General features: G+C 36.8%; 18 protein-coding genes. 11 read left to right on the top strand and 7 right to left on the bottom strand.

Annotation, left to right across the window (positions count from 1 at the left end):
* Positions 1-54 precede the first annotated feature (54 nt).
* Entirely contained in the window at positions 55-1,308 is a 1,254-nt protein-coding gene (gene pepT / locus LX80_RS05070; RefSeq protein WP_111293948.1) for a peptidase T, read from the top strand.
* A gap of 4 nt (positions 1,309-1,312) precedes the next feature.
* Positions 1,313-2,026, top strand: coding sequence for a thioredoxin domain-containing protein (locus LX80_RS05075; RefSeq protein ID WP_111293949.1), 714 nt, complete (start codon positions 1,313-1,315; stop codon positions 2,024-2,026).
* 70 nt (positions 2,027-2,096) lie between these two features.
* Here the strand turns inward: LX80_RS05075 and LX80_RS05080 are convergent, their stop codons facing one another.
* The 3 genes from LX80_RS05080 to LX80_RS05090 are packed head-to-tail and all read right to left on the bottom strand — an operon-like array spanning position 2,097 to position 4,097.
* The gene (locus LX80_RS05080) at positions 2,097-2,381 is read right to left on the bottom strand and encodes a c-type cytochrome (protein WP_111293950.1); all 285 of its coding nucleotides are present in this window, start codon (positions 2,379-2,381) and stop codon (positions 2,097-2,099) included.
* Positions 2,382-2,392: 11 nt separating this feature from the next.
* The gene (locus LX80_RS05085) at positions 2,393-3,616 is read right to left on the bottom strand and encodes a porin family protein (RefSeq protein WP_111293951.1); all 1,224 of its coding nucleotides are present in this window, start codon (positions 3,614-3,616) and stop codon (positions 2,393-2,395) included.
* A gap of 46 nt (positions 3,617-3,662) precedes the next feature.
* Positions 3,663-4,097, bottom strand: coding sequence for a c-type cytochrome (locus LX80_RS05090; RefSeq protein WP_111293952.1), 435 nt, complete (start codon positions 4,095-4,097; stop codon positions 3,663-3,665).
* A gap of 239 nt (positions 4,098-4,336) precedes the next feature.
* Between LX80_RS05090 and LX80_RS05095 the strand changes: the two genes are divergently transcribed.
* From LX80_RS05095 to LX80_RS05105, 3 genes are all read left to right on the top strand, one after another.
* Positions 4,337-5,269, top strand: coding sequence for an SPFH domain-containing protein (locus LX80_RS05095; RefSeq protein ID WP_111293953.1), 933 nt, complete (start codon positions 4,337-4,339; stop codon positions 5,267-5,269).
* A gap of 152 nt (positions 5,270-5,421) precedes the next feature.
* The gene (locus tag LX80_RS05100) at positions 5,422-6,123 is read left to right on the top strand and encodes a MotA/TolQ/ExbB proton channel family protein (RefSeq protein ID WP_111293954.1); all 702 of its coding nucleotides are present in this window, start codon (positions 5,422-5,424) and stop codon (positions 6,121-6,123) included.
* A gap of 103 nt (positions 6,124-6,226) precedes the next feature.
* On the top strand, positions 6,227-6,634 hold the full coding sequence (locus LX80_RS05105) for an ExbD/TolR family protein (RefSeq protein WP_111293955.1): 408 nt from the start codon (positions 6,227-6,229) through the stop codon (positions 6,632-6,634).
* Positions 6,635-6,740: 106 nt separating this feature from the next.
* Here LX80_RS05105 and LX80_RS05110 read toward each other — a convergent pair whose 3' ends face one another.
* The 3 genes from LX80_RS05110 to LX80_RS05120 form a co-directional block, all read right to left on the bottom strand.
* The gene (locus tag LX80_RS05110; protein ID WP_111293956.1) at positions 6,741-7,160 is read right to left on the bottom strand and encodes a VOC family protein; all 420 of its coding nucleotides are present in this window, start codon (positions 7,158-7,160) and stop codon (positions 6,741-6,743) included.
* Positions 7,161-7,199: 39 nt separating this feature from the next.
* Complete coding sequence (locus tag LX80_RS05115; RefSeq protein ID WP_111293957.1) at positions 7,200-9,575, bottom strand: 3-hydroxyacyl-CoA dehydrogenase/enoyl-CoA hydratase family protein; 2,376 nt, start codon at positions 9,573-9,575, stop codon at positions 7,200-7,202.
* 220 nt (positions 9,576-9,795) lie between these two features.
* Positions 9,796-10,794, bottom strand: a complete 999-nt coding sequence (locus LX80_RS05120; protein ID WP_111294012.1) for a polysaccharide deacetylase family protein — start codon at positions 10,792-10,794, stop codon at positions 9,796-9,798.
* Between the two features lie 256 nt (positions 10,795-11,050).
* Between LX80_RS05120 and LX80_RS05125 the strand changes: the two genes are divergently transcribed.
* Positions 11,051-12,790 (top strand): GMC family oxidoreductase, encoded by a 1,740-nt coding sequence (locus LX80_RS05125; protein WP_111293958.1) that lies wholly within the window; start codon positions 11,051-11,053, stop codon positions 12,788-12,790.
* Between the two features lie 3 nt (positions 12,791-12,793).
* Positions 12,794-13,465 carry a gluconate 2-dehydrogenase subunit 3 family protein gene (locus LX80_RS05130; protein WP_111293959.1) on the top strand — a complete coding sequence of 224 codons (672 nt, stop codon included), beginning with the start codon at positions 12,794-12,796 and terminating at the stop codon, positions 13,463-13,465.
* Positions 13,466-13,540: 75 nt separating this feature from the next.
* On the opposite strand, the gene metG is transcribed toward LX80_RS05130, so the two are convergent.
* A complete protein-coding gene (gene metG / locus LX80_RS05135) occupies positions 13,541-15,625 on the bottom strand; it encodes a methionine--tRNA ligase (RefSeq protein WP_111293960.1) in 2,085 nt (694 codons plus the stop codon).
* A 193-nt stretch (positions 15,626-15,818) separates the two neighbouring features.
* Between metG and LX80_RS05140 the strand changes: the two genes are divergently transcribed.
* The 4 genes from LX80_RS05140 (at position 15,819) to LX80_RS05155 (ending at position 20,301) form a co-directional block, all read left to right on the top strand.
* Positions 15,819-17,564, top strand: coding sequence for a glycoside hydrolase family 9 protein (locus LX80_RS05140; RefSeq protein ID WP_111293961.1), 1,746 nt, complete (start codon positions 15,819-15,821; stop codon positions 17,562-17,564).
* A gap of 92 nt (positions 17,565-17,656) precedes the next feature.
* Entirely contained in the window at positions 17,657-18,370 is a 714-nt protein-coding gene (locus LX80_RS05145) for a glycosyltransferase family 2 protein (RefSeq protein WP_211307701.1), read from the top strand.
* Between the two features lie 10 nt (positions 18,371-18,380).
* On the top strand, positions 18,381-18,728 hold the full coding sequence (locus LX80_RS05150; protein ID WP_111293962.1) for a DUF2304 domain-containing protein: 348 nt from the start codon (positions 18,381-18,383) through the stop codon (positions 18,726-18,728).
* A 187-nt stretch (positions 18,729-18,915) separates the two neighbouring features.
* Entirely contained in the window at positions 18,916-20,301 is a 1,386-nt protein-coding gene (locus tag LX80_RS05155) for a hypothetical protein (RefSeq protein WP_111293963.1), read from the top strand.
* Positions 20,302-20,313 lie beyond the last annotated feature (12 nt).

Consider the following 20,313-nt stretch of genomic DNA (forward strand, 5'->3'; position numbering starts at 1 on the left):
CGCAGCAAACTGTACTGCACAATAAATATGTAAATTGCCTAAAATTGATTGGATATGTTAAAGAATTATCATTTCACCGTTGCCGAAAGATTTATGCAATATGCACAAATTGATACCGAAAGTAATCATGCAAGCACCAGCTTCCCCTCAACCGAAAAACAAAAAGATTTAGCAAAACTATTGGTATCCGAATTACAACAGATGGGTATTACAGATGCCAAAATGGATGAATTTGGTTATGTTTATGCTACTATTCCTTCTAATACAACCAAACAAGTACCCGTAATTTGTTACTGTGCTCATATTGATACCAGTTCAGATTGCAGTGGTACAAACGTAAAGCCCATTTTGCATAAAGGTTATAACGGTAACCCCATTGTGTTACCCGATGATCCCTCACAGATATTAACTATTGAGCAATACCCCTACCTAAAAGAACATATTGGAAACGATATTATTACTGCCTCCGGAACTACATTGTTAGGGGCCGATGATAAGGCCGGTGTTGCTATTATTATGGAATTTGCTCAATACATAATGCAACATCCCGAAGAGAAGCATGGAACCATTAAACTTTTATTTACTCCTGATGAAGAGGTTGGACGTGGTACTGAACATGTTAATCTTGCATATTTGGGAGCACAATATGGTTATACTTTAGATGGCGGCGAGGCCGGGCATTTAGAAGTAGAAACATTTAGTGCCGATGCTGCAACCATTACTATTTATGGCGTAAGTGCACATCCGGGCTATGCAAAAAATAAATTGGTGAATGCATTAAAAATTGCCGGTGAGTTATTGTCTATTTTGCCTAAAGCAGAATGGAGCCCCGAAACTACCGAAAAAAAGCAGGGCTATGTTCATCCTGTTAGAATGGATGGTGTTGCAGAAAAAGCGACCATCGATTTTATTATTCGCGATTTTGAAACAGCCAACTTGGCAAAATATGAGGATCGTTTAAAACATTTTGCTGAAACAGTTGTAGGTTGCCATGCCGGTGCCAGTTTTGAAATGGAAGTGAAGCAACAGTATCGTAATATGTATGAAGTATTACAACATCACCCCAAAGTTGTTGAATATGCCGAAGAAGCATACCAACGTACAGGCCTTGTTGTAAGAAAAGAACCTATTCGTGGTGGTACTGATGGTAGTCGCTTAAGCTTTATGGGCTTACCTTGCCCCAACTTATTTACCGGTATGCAGGCAATACACAGTAAAAAAGAATGGGTGGGTGTAAAAGATTTACAATTAGGCGTAGAAATGTTGGTTCATCTTTGTAAAATTTGGGAAGAAAAAACATTAAATTAGAAATATGAAAACTTATAAGCTGCTTATTTTATCCTTATTGGTGGGTATTTTTATGAGTTGCCAGGCTCAAAACAAAAGCAATGAAGCATTAAGTGTTGATGCTTTTCAACAACAAATTCAACAACCCGGTGTTCAAGTTTTAGATGTTAGAACAGCAGGTGAATTTGCCAATGGGCATATTGAACACGCATTGCAAGCAGATTGGTTAATACCTGCTCAGTTTCAGGAAAGAGTGAAAAGTATTGATAAAGACAAACCCGTGTATGTTTATTGTTTATCCGGAGTGCGAAGTGCTGCCGCAGCCGATTGGCTAAGAAATCATGGCTATGCTCATGTATATCATTTGGCAGGAGGTATTCAAGCCTGGAACCAAGCCGGTAAACCTTTGGTAGGCGAAGCAAAAGAAGCTCAAATAACCATGCAACAATATCAATCAATGGTACAACAAGGGGGTTCCGTTGTATTAGTAGATTTTGGCGCTGATTGGTGCCCACCCTGCAGAAAAATGCAACCGGTGTTAGATGCCTTGAAAGAAAAATACGGATCAAAATTAAATATTATTCGAATTGATGCAGGCCAACAAGCTGAAATTATGAAACAAATGAATTTACCTGCAATCCCCGTATTTATATTATATAAAAACGGCAAAGAAGTGTTCAGAAAAAATGGTATTGTAGCGCAAAGTGATTTTGAAACGGCTATTCAACCTAATTTGTAATACCATAAAATAATACAAAAAAAAAGCCGGATCATTAATATAGATGATCCGGCTTTTTAAATGAATATAATTAACGACCGCTCTTTAAAAAATCAACTATTTTTTTTCGTTCTGCATCAGTTATTAATGCTCGGGTTTGCATATGCATTCCAATGGTTTCCCATTGTTCTGCCGAATAAGATGCGGGTGAGGGTGTGTTATGACATCGCTGACAATTTTCAGCCCATAATTGTGCTCCAGATTTTGCAGCTACTGCCTTTGTTGGTGCACAACCATTTATGGATAACACCGCAACCATTGAAAAAACTGCTACAAGTACTATCGTAATTTTTTTTATAGATAAAAACTGTTTCATGGCTTTTGTTTTTAGAGTTGTATAGAAAATTGCAAATAAAATGTATTGGTATTAGTTAATCCATTGTAACTTCCTAATACTTTGCTGGCGGTGCTGTTACCCGTATAGGTTTCATAAGTAGCTTTTAATACAGTTCTCCAACTTAACCAATAATCTAATCCTACCGTTACTGTATGTTGATTTGTACCAAAGGTTGAGTTTCCCGGTAAATTATAACTTGTGTATCTGCCGGCTAATTCAAAATTCTTTAGAAAATTATTGGCCTCTGTCGGTCTTACTGAGCATTGAACAAAACCTGCAGTAGTGTGGTTGTTAAATGTATAGCTTTGTGTAGTGTCGTTGGGGTTAATGAAATTTTCATTGGTAATGTTTTGAATATTATACTGTGCTTTTATGTTTAATAAAACAGGGCTAAATGTTTTTACATAATTTAAATCAAAAGCATACATATTACCAACAGCATTGGCATAAGGTGAACCCATATCACCAACTTTTCCAAACATGCCGGACACACCCAGTTCTAATGAAGAGTTTGAAAAGGGTAACCAGCCAATTCTGGCAGTAACGGTTTTATTGTTGTTGTTATCCACAACATTTCCGCTGGTTAATGTTCCATCACTTAATAGTTGGCTGCCATTGCTTAGTGCAACATCATAATTCAGTTTCATGCTTCCAAGTGGTAAACCACCTTCTACTTCAACACCATAATCAGTAGGTGTCATATCGGCAATGCCCATAGGGTCGGTTGCAAGTTTGTCTATCCATCCCGCAGCTTCTCTTTTTGCATACGTACCAAATGGTAAAACCAAATAACCTGCTCTAATAATTAAATTGGGTGCAGCAAAATATGAAATGTCAGCCCAGTTTACACTTAAGCCATTGTTATTGAAAGAGGGTTCAAATTCCATTAAAAATTTGGTTCCATGCCGCCATAAAAACATAGGGCTAAACTCAAAATTGTCGGCATCCGGAAAACTATTGTTTTTACTGGTACTTCCAACACCATTCAAAGTATTGGTGTTTTTACTGGCAGCAAAACCAAATGTGGTTAAACCTACCATCATAAAATGATCATTTCCCGGTTTTTTGTAATTCACTTGTTGTTCAAGTGTATTCAATCTGTCTAAAATAGAAGAATCTAAGCTGCCGGAAGTTTGGCTATACAGTTGTGACGTGGTTAATACAACTAAAGCAAGTAGCCATCTTAACTGCTTTAATGCAATATGTTGTTTCATAATTTGGTTGTTTTAAGGTTAGCATAAAATCATTCATGTACTCATTCTATTTTCTTTTTGCTAATGAGCGGATGTAATTCACCAACATCCATCTTTGTGTATCAGTTAAAGCTTGTTTGTATGAAGGCATTGGTGTGTGGCCTTCTGTCATTTTCCAATAAAGCGCTCCATCGGATTCTTTCTGTACTGCTGCTGAAGTATGATCGGCAGGTTTGGGATTTAGGGCAGCTGCAGCAATTCCATCGCCTTTACCATTGTTGCCATGGCAGGGGCCACAGTTGGTAGTGTATAATTTTTTCGCTTCTTTTAAAACTGAGGTATTTCCTGCCAAGGGATTTTTTAACTGATTGGCCGATGCCGGTGCATTCCATTGTCCAACTTGTGCTTGTGCATAATGGGTATTTAATACCAAAGCAAGGACTAATATCCCTAATATTTTTGTCCATTTGCTTATTACGGTTGTAGTTGTTTGTTGGGTCATAAATTTTGTTTTTGTTGAACAAAGTTTCACTCATCGCATAGCCTATTTTTATGACCAATGTTAGCTTTTTAAATTATAAGCATTTTTTAATATGATAATTGTCATATATTATTTCGCTACAATCGTTATATTATTCAATGAACATATCAATGTCAGTAATTACAATTATTTTCAATTAAATCCATTCCACCCATCCACCTATTTCCAAATATTATATTATCTTCAAAAAAAATTACATTATGGAAATCCTGATTTCACTTTGGTGGCTCATCATCATTGTTATCATTTTATTTTTCGGTTTGGTAACTGTGCAACAGGCGAATATTGCTGTCATTACTATGTTTGGTAAGTATCGTCGGGTGTTGCGTCCGGGCTTAAATTTCAAAATTCCTTTCTTAGAACAGATTTATAAAGTTGTAAGTGTTCAAAATCGCTCAGTGGAACTGGAATTCCAGGCTGTAACAGTTGATCAGGCCAATGTTTATTTTAAAAGTATGTTGTTGTATTCAGTTATTAATTCAGAAGAAGAAACCATCAAAAAAGTAGCATTCAAATTTATTAGTGAGCGCGATTTAATGCAAGCACTTATTCGTACGGTTGAAGGATCTATTCGTGCTTACGTAGCTACCAAACGTCAGGCTGAAATTTTATTGTTACGGCGCGAAATTGTAGAATATGTAAAAGAACAAATTGATCATTCTTTGGAAGATTGGGGTTATCATTTACAAGACCTTCAAATTAATGATATCACATTCGATAAAGCCGTAATGGAAAGCATGAGTAAAGTAGTGGCCAGCAATAATTTAAAAGCTGCAGCAGAAAATGAAGGCCAAGCTTTGCTCATTACAAAAACAAAAGCAGCTGAAGCAGAAGGGAACGCCATTAAAATTTCAGCCGAAGCCGAAAAAGAAGCTGCACGTTTACGTGGTCAGGGTGTTGCTTTGTTTCGTGAAGAAGTAGCCCGTGGTATGAGCCAGGCAGCTGAACAAATGAAACAAGCCAATTTAGATACCAATGTAATTTTATTCAGCATGTGGACCGAAGCCATAAAAAACTTTGCAGAAGCAGGGCAGGGTAATGTAATTTTCTTAGATGGCAGCCCACAAGGCATGGATAAAAATATGCAACAAATTATGGCCATGCTTCAAATGAAGAATAACAAAATAACTTAAATAATCCACTTAATACTGCAACAAAAATGCATAATAATACCCTAAATGTGTAAAAGCTTTGCTAAAACAGGAGTTCAACACAATTTTATACACAAGTATCCAGTTAAGTTTGTTTAACCTATATTTTAGTGGTATCATAAAAAATTAATAGCATGTTTCATTTGTTGCAAGTAACAACAACACCAATTGTTGATTCATTACATAAAACCGCCGCAAGCATACCGCCCGTAGAAGAAAAAATTTCTATGTGGGATATGTTGCAGAAAGGCGGCTTTTTAATGTATCCATTATATTTTTTATTGGTATTGGCCATTTTTTTCTTTTTTGAACGCTTAATTGCTATTCGAAAAGCTTCTAAAATTGAGCCCAATTTTATGAATATTATACGCGATAATATTTTGTCCGGCAATATTTCTGCGGCGCGCAGTTTGGCAAAAAATACACCCAATCCCGTTGCTAAAATGATTGATAAAGGACTTCAACGAATTGGCAAACCCATTGATGCAATAGAAAAAAGTATGGAGAATGTGGGCAAATTGGAAATGTACAATATGGAAAGAAATTTATCCATTCTTTCATTAGTAGCCGGAATTGCACCAATGTTCGGTTTCTTGGGTACAATTGTAGGTATGGTGCAATTGTTTTATGGTATTGCTTCAACCGGTGAATATACTTTAAACACCATTGCAGGCGGTATTTATACTAAAATGGTTACCAGTGCTACCGGTTTGATTATTGGTTTAATAGCATATGTTGGCTATAATTTTTTAAGCACACAAATTGATAAAACTGCTAACAAAATGGAAGTAGCCAGCGCCGAGTTTATTGATATTTTGCAAGAACCAACCAAATAATTTTTATGTTATCGGCTGTAGTACATTGGGCATCACCTGTTGCGTCGCACACTGCAACTGCAGCAAATAAAATGAGCTTTTTTATAAATAATTAGTATTTAATATGAATATTCGCCAGGGTATACGAAAAAGACATGCTGAAGTGCATACCGGTGCATTAAACGACATTTTGTTTATTCTGCTGTTGTTTTTCCTTATCGTATCTACCCTTGCCAATCCAAATGTGATTAAAGTAGCAAATCCCAAAGCTAAAAGCGATACAAAAGCTAAACAAACGGTAGTAATTACGGTTGATAAAGATCAGAACATTTATATTGGCCAAAAATTAGTACCATTCGATCAGTTAGAACCTCAGTTACAAGCTTATTTGGCCAAAGAAACAGATAAGCCTTCCGTTGTTATAAATGGTGATAGCACCTCACACTTAGGCACTGCCATTAAAGTAATGCAGGTTATTAAAAAACTAGGCGCAACGCCGGTTGTAGCTGTTGATAATAATGGTGCACAATAAAATTTTAATGTAAGGTTTGCAATAAAAAATATTAGTTTTTTCTACAAAATAATTCACAATACAAAAAGGCCATTATGTAATGGCCTTACTTATTAATAGCAATTTTCTATGAATTGATAATAGGGTATTTTATTTCATCCTTTCGTTCAATTAAATCCCACTTATTGCCGTATAAATCTTCAAACACCAATACAGTACCGTAAGGTTGTTGTTGGGGTTCACTAACAATGTTTACTTTGTTATGCAACAAATTTTCATAATCTCGTTGAATATTGTCGGTATGCAGAAATAAAAATACTCTACCGCCTGTTTGGTTGCCAACGCAATGCAATTGTTGTTCGTTGGCAGCTTTTGCTAGTAATAATCTACAACCCGAACTACCGGGTGGGGCAATCACTACCCATCTTTTCGTATCTGAAAGAGTGGTGTCTTCTATTAACTTAAAATGTAATTTTTTTGTATAAAAAGCAATGGCCTCGTCGTAATCTTTTACCAACAAAGCCATTTGCATAATTTCCTGTTTCATGTATCAATGAACTGTACTTTAATAATTTTATTCCAAACTTTAATTGCGAACCGGTTTTCCTGTTTTTAATACACTTTGAATGCGCTCAAGGGTTTTCTTTTCACCACACAAACTTAAAAAGGCTTCCCGTTCTAAATCCAATAAATATTGTTCTGAAACCTGAGTAGGAGCGCTTAAGTCACCACCGCACATTACATAAGCCAGTTTGGTTGCAACTAAGGCATCGTGTTCTGTTGCATAGCCTGCCCGTTTCATTGAATTAATGCCAACCAATAATGCACCTAAGGCAGAACGGCCTAAAACGGTAATATCTTTTCTTTGTACAGGCATATTGTATCCGGCATCAAACAAATCTATTACGGATTTTTTCGCTGCAGCAATTCTTCTGTCAGGGTTTAAAATTACACTGTCTCTATCTTTTCGAAGAATACCTAATTGATATGCTTCAAAAGCGCTGGTTGCTACTTTAGCGGTAGCAATGGTTAAAAAACGTTCTTTTAAAGTATTGGGTTCCGGTTCATCTTTGTGTAACTCATCTGCTGCCCGTAACACAAATTCTTTGGTTCCGCCACCACCGGGTATTAAACCAACACCCAGTTCCACCAAACCAATATATGTTTCAGCTGCAGCACAAACCTTATCGGCATGTAAATTTAATTCGCAACCGCCGCCTAAGGCCAAACCATGGGGTGCACTAACAACGGGTACTGCCGAATAACGAACGCGCATCATGGTATTTTGGAACATACGAATGGCCATGTCTAATTCATCGTATTCTTGTTCAATGGCCAACATAAATATCATTCCAACATTTGCACCTGCACTAAAGTTGGCACCCGGATTGGCAATTACTAAACCTTTAAATTTTTCTTCCGCAACGGATATACCTTTTTGTATGCCTTCCAGAACTTCACTTCCAATACTGTTCATTTTGGTGCTCCATTCCAATGCTGCTACATCATTACCTATATCGTATAAACGACATCCATTGTTCTTCCAAATTAATCCTTCCGTAAAATTGCTCAACACAATAAAGCTGTCTTCACCCGGTAAAAAGCGATAGGTTTTAGAGGGAATATCATAATATTTTTTCTTCCCTTTTTCCAAACAATAAAATGATGTTTTGCCCGCTGCCAGCATTTCTTCAACCCAATCAGCCACTCTATAACCTGCTTGTTTCATTCCATGCAAGGTTTTGGCAACTCCCAATAAATCCCAAGTTTCAAAGGCGCCAATTTCCCAACCAAAACCGGCTTTCATGGCATCGTCAATGCGGTACAGTTCATCGGAAATTTCCGGTATGCGGAATGAAATGTAAGAGAACAAAGCATAGTGAAAACTTTTATAAAAATTTCCTGCTTTGTCGGCAGCATTTTGTAATAATTTTATTCTTTCTTTTAAATCCTCTATTGGTTTAGCAGCATCCAGCGAAGCAATTTTGGGTTTTTGCCTTGCTTCATATGCCCCGGTTTGCAAATTAATTACTTGAATATCTTTTCCCGAAGCAGATTTTATTTTTTTAAAAAATCCTTCTCCGGTTTTATCGCCTAATTTATTTTCCTGCACCATTTTCTCAAGCCAATCGGGAATTTTGAAAATGGCATTTGCTTCATCATTCGGACAATTTTCTGCCACGCCTTTTGCAACTTTCACAAGTGTATCAATACCCACCACATCGGCTGTTCTGAAAGTGGCCGATTTTGGTCGTCCGATAATAGGTCCTGTTAAAGCATCAATTTCATCAATGCTTAAACCCTGTTGTTGCATAATGTGAAAAATACTCATGATGCTATACACCCCAATTCTATTGGCTATAAAAGCGGGTGTATCTTTACACAAAACGGTGGTTTTACCTAAATGCAGGTCGCCATATTGTAAAAGAAAATCAACCACTTCTTTTTTAGTAAATGGGGTAGGTATAATTTCCAACAATTTTAAATACCGCGGGGGATTAAAAAAGTGAGTGCCGCAAAAATGTTGTTTAAAGTCATCGCTTCTGCCTTCAGCCATTAAGTGAATGGGAATGCCTGATGTGTTAGATGTAATTAACGTACCCGGCTTTCTGTACTGTTCAACTTGGGCAAATATTTGTTGTTTTATATCCAAACGTTCTACTACAACCTCAATCACCCAATCGGCAGTAGCAATATCCTTCATGTTATCGGTAAAGTTACCTGTGGTAATTTTTTTAGCCACATCAGCAGTGTAAACAGGTGAAGGATTGCTTTTTAATGCAGTTTGCAATGCATCATTCACCAATTTATTTCTTACAAGCGGATTAGGGTTGTCGCCGGCATCTTTACTCAGCATATCTAACAGTAATACTTCAACGCCTGTTCCGGCAAAATGGCAAGCAATTCGGCTGCCCATAATTCCACTGCCCAATACGGCAACTTTTTTAATAATGCGTTTCATTGGTTTACACTTTTATTGTTTTAAGTGGGCATTTTCAGCATACCCCTTTAATGTAGGTTATGCAAAAAAATTATACATACATTTCTGTAAATGCTATGATAAAACACTTAATGTTCGTTCCATAGCTTACCTAAATGAAGGTTTTTCAAAGCTAAATAAAAAATAGTTAGCTATGCAACTAATTTTTGCAAAAAGAAGTATAATATGTAATTTTTTTTATTTATTGTGCCAATTGACTTCTGCGTTCCATTAGTTCACGCCAAGTTGTTAAAATAATGCCATTTTGTTTAATAAATGCTTTTAAACGAGGGTCAATCATAGCCAATAAATCACCACGCCTGGTTGGGCCGCTATCCGAAATATATTGGAATAATGGTGAGTTGGCCGTGCAATGCATAATTACCATGGTTACACCTGGTTCAAGACTTTTCAAGGCATTAATGTATTGGTTGGTTCTAAATGTTTGCAATAAACTATCATTTTGTAAAGTGTTGGGTGGATTTACCCAGTCGTAGCTTTCATTGTACAAATCATCTAATACCGGTAGTCCTGCATTCCACAATAATTTGCCCAAGAATTGCATCTGTTGAATAAGTGCTGATGGTGCATGCATTTGTTGAGCAATAAGTGTTGCATGTCCGCCAGGTAACATAACCGGAATATGATTTTGAATACCCAATTGTATGTACACTTTTGCAAAATCAGGTGTGGCCAATAGAGTTCCCATATGGGTATCAACATGTGTAGGAGTAAAACCCATATTAAGCGCCCGTTGAAGTTGGGCATTTATTTCAGTGGCTACTTCAGTGGCTGAAGCATGCTGCACTACATCAGCTACACTATTCCATAGGCATCCTTCATTGTCAACTAAACCGGGTGTTGTAGGTTTTCCACTCAAAGGTCCCCAACGATAATTTTTCCATTCGCTGGTTAATGTTAAATGTAACCCTGCATCAATTTGCGGATGAGTTTTTAAAAAGTTCACAAATTCCGGTACCCATGCACAAGGCATCATAACACTTGTTGAGGTGGCAACCCCTTTGGTTAATGATGTTATGGCCCCGGCATTCGATTCATGACTCATACCGGCGTCATCAACATGTAAAATAACAACCTTGGCACCTTTGGGGAATCCTAATTTTTCAGCATAAGTTGTATCAGCAGCTTTTGCTAAAACAACCAATAAACAGGCGAAAGCTAATGGTAATATCTTCTTCATATGCAAGTTGTTTTCAGGTGTTGTTACAATCAATTGGCAGATTATATTTCTTTAAAATTAAGCGAACCAAATTTTCATGCTATTAAAATTGCAGCATTATACATGAATGATGAAATACTTTAGAACAATTCATCACTTTTTGCCTAAAATCAAATTATGCAAAAACTTAGAAAATATGGTATCGGCTCCATACATGAATACCGTAAAATGCGTACTTTCAAACAACTAATTCAAACCTAAAAAAAGCAAATTATTTATGGGTGAACTCCAAATTAAGAAAGAACCAAAGCAATATGATGCAATTATTATAGGCTCAGGTGCAGGTGGTGGTATGGCTGCCTATGTGTTAACCAAGGCTGGTTTAAAAGTTTGTATGTTGGAAGCAGGCCCTAATTATGACCCGGCAGTGAATTCCGATCAATTAAAAAATCCTTGGGAATCGCCCAGAAGAGGTGCCAGTACCAAATTTCGCCCTTTTGGTGATTTTGATGGTTGTTATTGGGGTTGGGAAATTGATGGAGAGCCCTATACCCATGCCAATGGTACCAAATGGGATTGGTGGCGCGCAAGAATGGTTGGTGGTAGAACCAACCACTGGGGCAGAATTTCATTACGCTTTGGCCCAAAAGATTTTAAACGCAAAAGTATTGATGGTTTAGGAGAAGATTGGCCAATCGGTTATGAAGATGTGAAACCTTATTACGATAAAATTGATCAATTAATTGGTGTATTTGGAACAAATGAAGGATTACCCAATGATCCCGACGGTATTTTTTTACCTCCACCCAAACCACGTTTACATGAATTAATGTTGAAGAAGGCTGCAGGTGGCATAAATATTCCCGTAATACCTTCTCGCTTATCAATACTTACCAAACCTATCAATAAAGATAGAGGTGCTTGTTTCTTTTGTGCGCAGTGCAACAGAAGTTGTAAAGTGTATGGCGATTTTTCTTCCTCATCCGTATTGATTAAACCGGCATTGGCAACAGGAAATTTAGATTTAATTACGAATGCTATGGCTCGGGAAATTTTAACTGGCAACGATGGACTCGCTACAGGCGTATCTTATGTAAATAAAACAGATATGCTGGAATATCAGGTAAAGGGCAGGGTAGTTATTCTAGGTGCCAGTGCTTGTGAAAGTGCCCGACTATTATTGAATTCAAAATCAACACGCCATCCTAACGGATTAGCCAATAGCAGCAATGTGGTAGGTAAATATTTACACGATTCTACCGGTGCAGGTATGGGTGGGGTATTGCCTCAATTGTTTGGCAGAAAACGCTATAATGAGGATGGAGTAGGAGGTATGCATGTATATACCCCATGGTGGTTAGATAATAAAAAATTAGATTTTCCTCGTGGTTACCATATTGAATATTGGGGCGGTATGCAACAACCTGCTTATGGAATTGGAATGGGTATTCAATCGTTGAATGGAAAATTTGCAGTGAATGGTAAAACCAAAGAAGCTGGTGGTTATGGTGCTTCATTGAAAGAAGATGTTCGTTTTTTCTATGGTGCTAGTTTCGGCATGGCCGGGCGAGGCGAGGCCATTGCAAGAGCTGACAGTTATTGTGAAATTGATCCGAATGTGGTAGATAAATATGGTATTCCTGTACTACGGTTTAATACCACTTACACCGACTATGAAATTAAACAAGCCAAACACATGCATGAAACCTTTCAGGAAATAATGCACCAAATGGGCGCTGTAATTACTTGGGGAGGGGATAATGGTCCACATAATAATTGGGGATTAGCTAATCCCGGTAACATTATACATGAAGCCGGTACCGTTAGAATGGGGAATGACCCTAAATCTTCAGCACTAAATAAATGGAGCCAGGCACACGATTGTAAAAACTTGTTTTGTGTTGATGGTGGTCAGTTTGTTTCGCAGGCTGATAAAAACATTACCTGGACCATTCTGGCATTATCCATGCGTGCAAGCGAATACATTATTGACCAAATGAAAAAACAAAATATTTAAAGTATGGACAGAAGAAAATCCATTAAAGCATTACTCATTACAGGAGCTTCAGCCGGTGTATTGGTGGAGGCTTGCAAGAATGCAGATAAAAAAATTACCGATGCATCTTCGGTTAGCGCTAATCCATTTCTTGGTCCCGATAGAATGCCCGAAGAAATTAAACACTACGAAAAAGTAGCCGCCGAAAAATTTTTCGACGATCATGAAATGAAAACAATTCGGGTGCTTTCTGATATTATAATTCCAAAGGATGAAGTAAGTGGTAGTGCAACAGAAGCTAAAGTGCCTGAATTCATTGCATTCATTGTAAATGATATGCCCGAACATCAACTGCCGCTCAGAGGTGGCTTGCGTTGGTTAGATATGCAATGCCTAAATAAGTACAACCATGCTTTTGTTGATTGTACCCCACAACAACAAATTGAAATGGTAGATGCTATTGCTTATCCTAACAAAGCCAAGCCCGAAATGTCACAGGGTGTAGCTTTCTTCAACAAAATGCGCGATTTAGTAGTTACCGGCTTCTATACTTCTGAAATGGGCGTAAAAGATATTGGTTATATGGGCAACGTACCGAATCAATGGAATGGTGTACCCGACGAAGTTTTAAAACAATATGGTTTAGCCTACTCTGAAAAAGAACTAAAAGAGTGCGCCCATTACGACAAAGCGTAATACCTGCTTTTACATATACAAATGCCGCTCCGTTTACAGGAGGAGCGGCATTTGTTATTGTTGAACTATTTTTATTTATCTTACCTCACTGCCATTCTCTGTTGTGTCTTCTGCATTAATAAAGTGCAGTTTTCCTTTGCTGTCTTCCGCCATTAGTATCATGCCATTACTGTCAATGCCTCGCATTTTTCTGGGTGCCAGGTTGGCTACTACAGTAACTTGTTTGCCTACAATGCTTTCTGCTGTAAAATGCTGTGCAATGCCCGAAACAATAGTTCTTGTTTCAAAACCTAAATCAACCGTTAATTGCAATAGCTTATCGGCTTTAGCTACCTTTTCTGCAGCAGTAATAGTGCCTATTCTAAAATCTAACTTGGCAAAATCATCATAAGTAATTTCAGGCTTCAATGGTTTGTATTCAATGGCTGTTGTTTCGTTGGTTGTTTCTTGCATGGGTTTACTTTGATTTTTTAGTTTTTCAATTTGAGCCGCTATTGTTTCATCCTCAATTTTTTTGAATAACAACTCCGGTGCTCTTAATGCATATCCGGTTCGTAATAAATTTAAGGTTCCTGCATTTTCCCATTCTAACATTTTCGGTACAACCTTCATCATATGCAACATTTTTGCTGCAGTGTATGGTAAAAAGGGATTGATTAAAATGCTTAAGTTGGCTGTAAGTTGTAAAGCTAAATGCAAACAGTTGTCAATGTGGTGCTGATTGGCAGGATCCTCTGCCAACAAATTGGCTTTTTTCCAGGGTTCCTTTTTTTGTAAATATTGGTTGCCTTTTCTCGACAAATCAATTACTTCAAACAATGCATCTCTAAAACGGTAGTGTTCAATGTTGTCTTCAACTTTTTGTTTAGCAGTCTGTATATCCGCAATTAAACTGTTGTCAATTTCATCTAAAATATCTTTATGTAACGGAGGTACCTTGCCGTTACAAAGTTTGTGCATTAAAACAAAAGTTCGGTTAACAAAATTGCCAAAAATAGCAACCAATTCATTGTTGTTTCTATCTTGGAAATCTTTCCAGGTAAAATCATTATCTTTTGTTTCCGGAGCATTGGCACACAATACATAGCGAAGTACATCCTGTTGGTCGGGGAAATCTTTTACATATTCGTGTACCCATACCGCCCAATTGCGCGATGTTGATACTTTCTCGCCTTCAATATTTAAAAATTCATTGGCAGGTACATTGTCGGGCAAAACAAAATTGCCATGTGCCTTTAACATAGCAGGGAAAATAATACAATGGAAAACAATGTTATCCTTTCCAATAAAATGCACCAATTTTGTATCATCCTTACACCAATAATCGCTCCATTCATTGGTTAATTCTTTAGTAGCAGAAATGTAACCAATGGGTGCATCAAACCAAACATATAATACTTTTCCTTCTGCATCAGGTAAGGGTACTTTTACACCCCAATTGCTGTCTCTTGTCATGGCCCTGGGTTGCAAGCCATTGTCTAACCAACTTTTGCACTGTCCATAAACATTATTCTTCCATTCTTTATGCCCCTCAATAATCCATTCCTTTAACCAAGGCTCATAGTTTTGCAATGGAAAATACCAATGTTTGGTTTTTTTCTTAACGGGTATGGCATTACTGAGTGTGCTACGTGGGTTAATTAATTGCTCAGGACTTAATGATGTTCCGCATTTTTCACATTGATCACCATACGCACCCGGATTGCCGCATACGGGGCAAGTTCCTATAATATATCTATCCGCTAAAAAAGTTTGGGTAGTTTCATCAAAAAACTGCTCAGTTTCTTTTTCTTCAAATAATCCATCGTCATATAGTTTCTTAAAGAAAGCGGATGCTGTTTCGTGGTGTATGGGGTTTGATGTTCTTGAAAAAATATCAAAAGCAATTCCCATTTGCGCAAAACTTTCTTTAATTAACGCATGGTATTTATCAACCACTTGTTGTGGTGTAATCCCTTCCTTCATGGCACGAATGGTTATGGGTACGCCATGTTCATCCGATCCGCAAATAAATTTTACATCGCGTTTTTGCGCCCTCTGGTAGCGCACATAAATATCTGCCGGTAAATAACAACCTGCTAAATGCCCAATATGTACAGGCCCGTTTGCGTAAGGCAGGGCAGCGGTAACCAATAATCTGTTATAATTTTTTGTAGTCATCTGTATCACTTTATTCAACTTCCGTTGCGTCGCACACTTGTACTGTAATGCTTTTGGCGGCTGTTGGGCTGCAAAAATAAGCATAAGTTGTTAGTATGCGCTTTTAGCTTTCCATATCACCATTTATTCGGTTAGTGCTAGCATATTTTATAGTAAATTGCTGCAATAATTGTCATATCTCTCATTTTCCTTTATGTCAAATACACGTATCATAATTTCATTATTTTGTTTGCTAACATCATTTGGCGCCAAAGCACAAACCATTGAAGTTAATCAGGTAGGTTATCAAATAAATGCACCCAAAATTGCTGCTGTACTCAATAGCACCAATGGAACTAAGTTTTTCATAACCAATATTTCTGGCACTGATACCTTGTTTTCTGCTCAATTGCAGCCTGCCCGCAATGATGTGTATGCCAATAATATTCCTGTTCAATTGGCCGATTTTTCAGCTTTTCAACAATCAGGTACTTTTCAATTAATTGTACCCGGTGCTATAAATAAACCTCAAATAATTATTCAGTCGCTGCCTTTTTATACAGTAGGTAAAGCCGTTTTAAAAGGATATTATTATCAACGTGCATCCATGCCCTTATTACCGCAATATGCTGGTGTATGGGCTAGGCCTGCCGGACATCCGGATAATGCTGTTTTGATACATGAGTCTGCAGCCACTAATGAGCGCCCTGCCGGTTCAACTATTGCAACGCCCGGCGGTTGGTATGATGCGGGCGATTATAACAAGTATGTGGTAAATTCCGGCATTACTATGTACACATTGCTTAGTGCTTATGCGCATTATGCTACTTACTTCGATACCCTTACCACCAATATTCCTGAAACAGGCAATGGACTTCCCGATATTATTAATGAACTATTGTACAATTTACGTTGGATGCTCACCATGCAGGATACTGATGGGGGCGTATATCATAAATGCACCAACGCTGCTTTTGATGGAATGGTTATGCCAAATGCGGCAACCCAACCCCGTTATGTAATTGAGAAAACAACAGCAGCCACTCTTGATTTTGCAGCAGTAATGGCACAGGCAGCAAGGATTTTTGCAAAATGGCAAAACAATCGTTTACCTCATTTAGCCGACTCGTGTAAGCAGGCTGCAGTTAAAGCATGGCAGTGGGCTGAGCAGCATCCTAACTTAGATTATAACCAAACTTCCATGAATGCTAAGTTTAAGCCTGCAGTTACAACCGGTGCTTATGGTGATACCCACTTAATAGACGAATGGTTTTGGGCAGCAGCAGAATTGGCTATCACTACGAAAGACAAACCTTATATCAATTGGTTATTGCAGTATAAAGTTCCTGTTGCGGTTATACCCTCATGGAATCAAGTAGCAGCATTAGGCATGTTTTCATTATTAAACCATGCAAATCAGCTGTCTGCTTCTTTACAACCACTTATTCAAAATTGTAAATTACAAGCTATTGAAGTTGCCAATTATTTATTGCAACACGGTAATATGGCCATGCATACCGTTATGGGGCAATCGAATAATGATTTTATATGGGGCGGTAATGCAGTAGCAGCAAATCAGGGCATGTGGTTATTACAAGTGTTTCAACTTACAGGAGAAAGGCGTTATTTGAATGGTGCACTATCCAATGCCGATTATTTATTAGGCCGAAATGCAACAGGGTATTGTTATATAACCGGTTTTGGTACCAAAAGTCCTATGCATCCACATCATCGGCCATCCATAGCCGATGGTATTCAGGCACCGGTTCCAGGTTTATTGGTTGGCGGGCCTAATCCCGCTAGGCAAGATGGACAAATATATCCGAATAATTATCCTGAAACAGCTTATACAGATAATGATAAAGCCTATGCAGCCAATGAGATTGCCATTAACTGGAATGCACCCGCCGTTTTTTTATTGAATGGTTTAAATTATTGGGCATTACAAAAAGCTTGGTAGCGACTGTAGAATTTTAATGCAGTGCTTCTATTATTCAAAAAATTGCTTATTATTGAAATGACAATTTTTTTTAGTTATTTGCCCCCTAATTTATGATGCAAGAGAAAGTACTGCTAATAATTCCCTGCTACAATGAAGAGGCTGCTTTACCGGCTTTACTAAGTGAGGTGGCAAAAACTGCATTTCCCGATTTATATAAAGTAGATGTTATAGTAGTGAACGACTGCTCAACCGATAATACGGTAGCTGTTGCAAAGCAAATGAATGTTTTGGTACTTGATTTACCCATGAATTTGGGTATTGGCGGTGCGGTTCAATCAGGCATACAATATGCTTTTAACAATCAATATGATTATGCTATTCAGTTAGATGGAGACGGACAACATCCCCCGGCTGAAGTAGTTACATTGCTTAATGCGCAAAAAAAATACAATGTCGATGTGGTAATTGGTTCGCGCTTTGTAGGTAACGGTGATGGATTTCAGTCTTCATTTATACGTCGGTTGGGTATACGTTACTTTCATTGGTTAAATAGAATATTTACAGGAAACCAAATTTTTGACAGCACTTCGGGTTTTCGTTTATTAAATAAAAACGCCATTGCATTGGCTTCCAATAATTATCCTGATGAATATCCGGAACCTGAATCATTAGTATTATTTGCCAAAGCAGGTTTAAAGGTGAAAGAAGTGTCCGTTCAAATGCGAGAGCGGCAGGGTGGAACTTCTTCAATCGGAAAATCTGCCTCTGTTTATTATAGCTTAAAAGTTAGTTTAGGAATGTTTTTTACATTTATTCGTCATTAAATATTATACCATGGTACGCATACAATTGCTGACAATCGTTGTTAATATTTTGTTTTTAGTGTATATTTTCCGTTTGATTATAAAAGGAAAATTAAGAGAAGAATATGCTATTGTTTGGTTAATATGTACATTTTTTATAATGATTTTTTCATTTTGGCGGAGAGGGCTTGATGTAATTGCACATTTTTTGGGTGTGTTTGAAGCGCCCAACTTGGTGTTTACAGGGGCTATTTTTGCTATTTTTATTTATTTGTTGCATTTAAGTGTAGTGGCTTCAAAACTGCAAAACAACATTCGAAAGCTATCACAAGAAATTGCACATTTGAAGTTGGCAATAGAAAATAAAGACAAAACTTAAATATTGTGCAGCGTGGTGTTTTGCTATATTTAATAACAATAAATAAAAATATAATAAATTTATTCAGTATAAAAATGTTATTATTATATCAGTGCTTAAATGCAATGAAAATAGTTGTTACGCAAAATATACTCATTTAAATATATGCGTTTTACGATAAAAAAATTGATTGACTAACTTCTACTTCATGAATAATAAAATCAGAAATATATTAATACAGTATTTACCCATTGTTACTATTGTTTGGTGTATTTTTATGCTTCTATCATTAAAAACGGGTTGGCTCAATATTTTCTTTTTTGATTCAGATAATCTTCATGTACAAGGCATTGACTACTTTGCTTTACCAAAATCATTTTTAAATTTAAAAGAGGGCAGAAGCATGTTTGATACATGGGGTGGAACGCCATATGGCCCTTATGCAACTTGGTATTTAGCGCATCCCGCTTTTGGACTATTCGTTTGTAGTTGGTTTGCATTTTTTACCCCATGGACCAGCTATTGGCTTTTCGTTGTGTTTTCATTCTTGCTTATGGTTTTGTCGGCCTGGTTAATGGCTAAGGAAGCAACAACTATATTATCTAAGCGCTTAATTTGGTTTTTAATGTTATTCGGTTTTCCCATATTTTGGATGTTTTATGTGGGTAACATGCATGCGCCATTAATACTTGCTTTAACTTTCATTTTCTTGGCTTTACACCTTTTTTCTCAATCCATTAATAATCAGCATAATGAAAAATTAGCCAATAAATATTTAATGGCAGGTTTATTAATTTCTTTTTTTAGTAAACCTATTGTTTTATTAATGTTGCCATTATTATTGTTGTTGAAGAAAACACGTAAGGCTACCTTTATTAGTTTAATCATTTACGGAATAGTTTCTTTACTTTTTATTGTTGTACCGTTTCTAAATCCGGAGCCAATTGGGTTTAAAAATATTATTTATCTCTTATCCAATCCTGATTTTGTTAAACAGCATATGAATATTTATCAAAATCAATTTGTGCTGAATGCTTATATGAAAGACAATAGCATACATTGGTTCAACTTAATTGCACAAAGTGATTACAGATTAATGCATATAGATGTTTTTTCATTCCCTGTTTTTTTCGATACATTATTAGGCTATTCATTAAATGCAGGTTGGTATAAACTTCCCATATACATAACTTTATTACTTTCATTCGTTATACCATTTATAAAAGACAATGCAATTAAATACCAGTTAGCGCTCTTATTATTAATAAGCATTTCGCTTACTTTTTTTCTAAGCTATAATACCGTTTGGGAATATCAATATGCTTCATTAGCGCCTGTATTGGGTATTTTTGTATTACAATATAATAGAATGGTATTTTACCGGCGGTGGGTTCCGTTATTGCTTATCATTTGTTTTATTAGTAGCTTACCCAATTTTTATTTTTTACTTAGGGGGAAAGAAAGTTCAACAATCAGCCTATTTTTAATGCGATTTAATCATGTTGTTCCTGTATTTGTATTATTTTCTATTTTAATATTTCTTATTGTAAAAAAAGTAATAGCTACCAATTTCAATTATTCAAAAATAGGCTAATGAATTAAATTG

The organism is Hydrotalea sandarakina, from assembly GCF_003254115.1.
GTDB classification, from domain to species: domain Bacteria; phylum Bacteroidota; class Bacteroidia; order Chitinophagales; family Chitinophagaceae; genus Hydrotalea; species Hydrotalea sandarakina.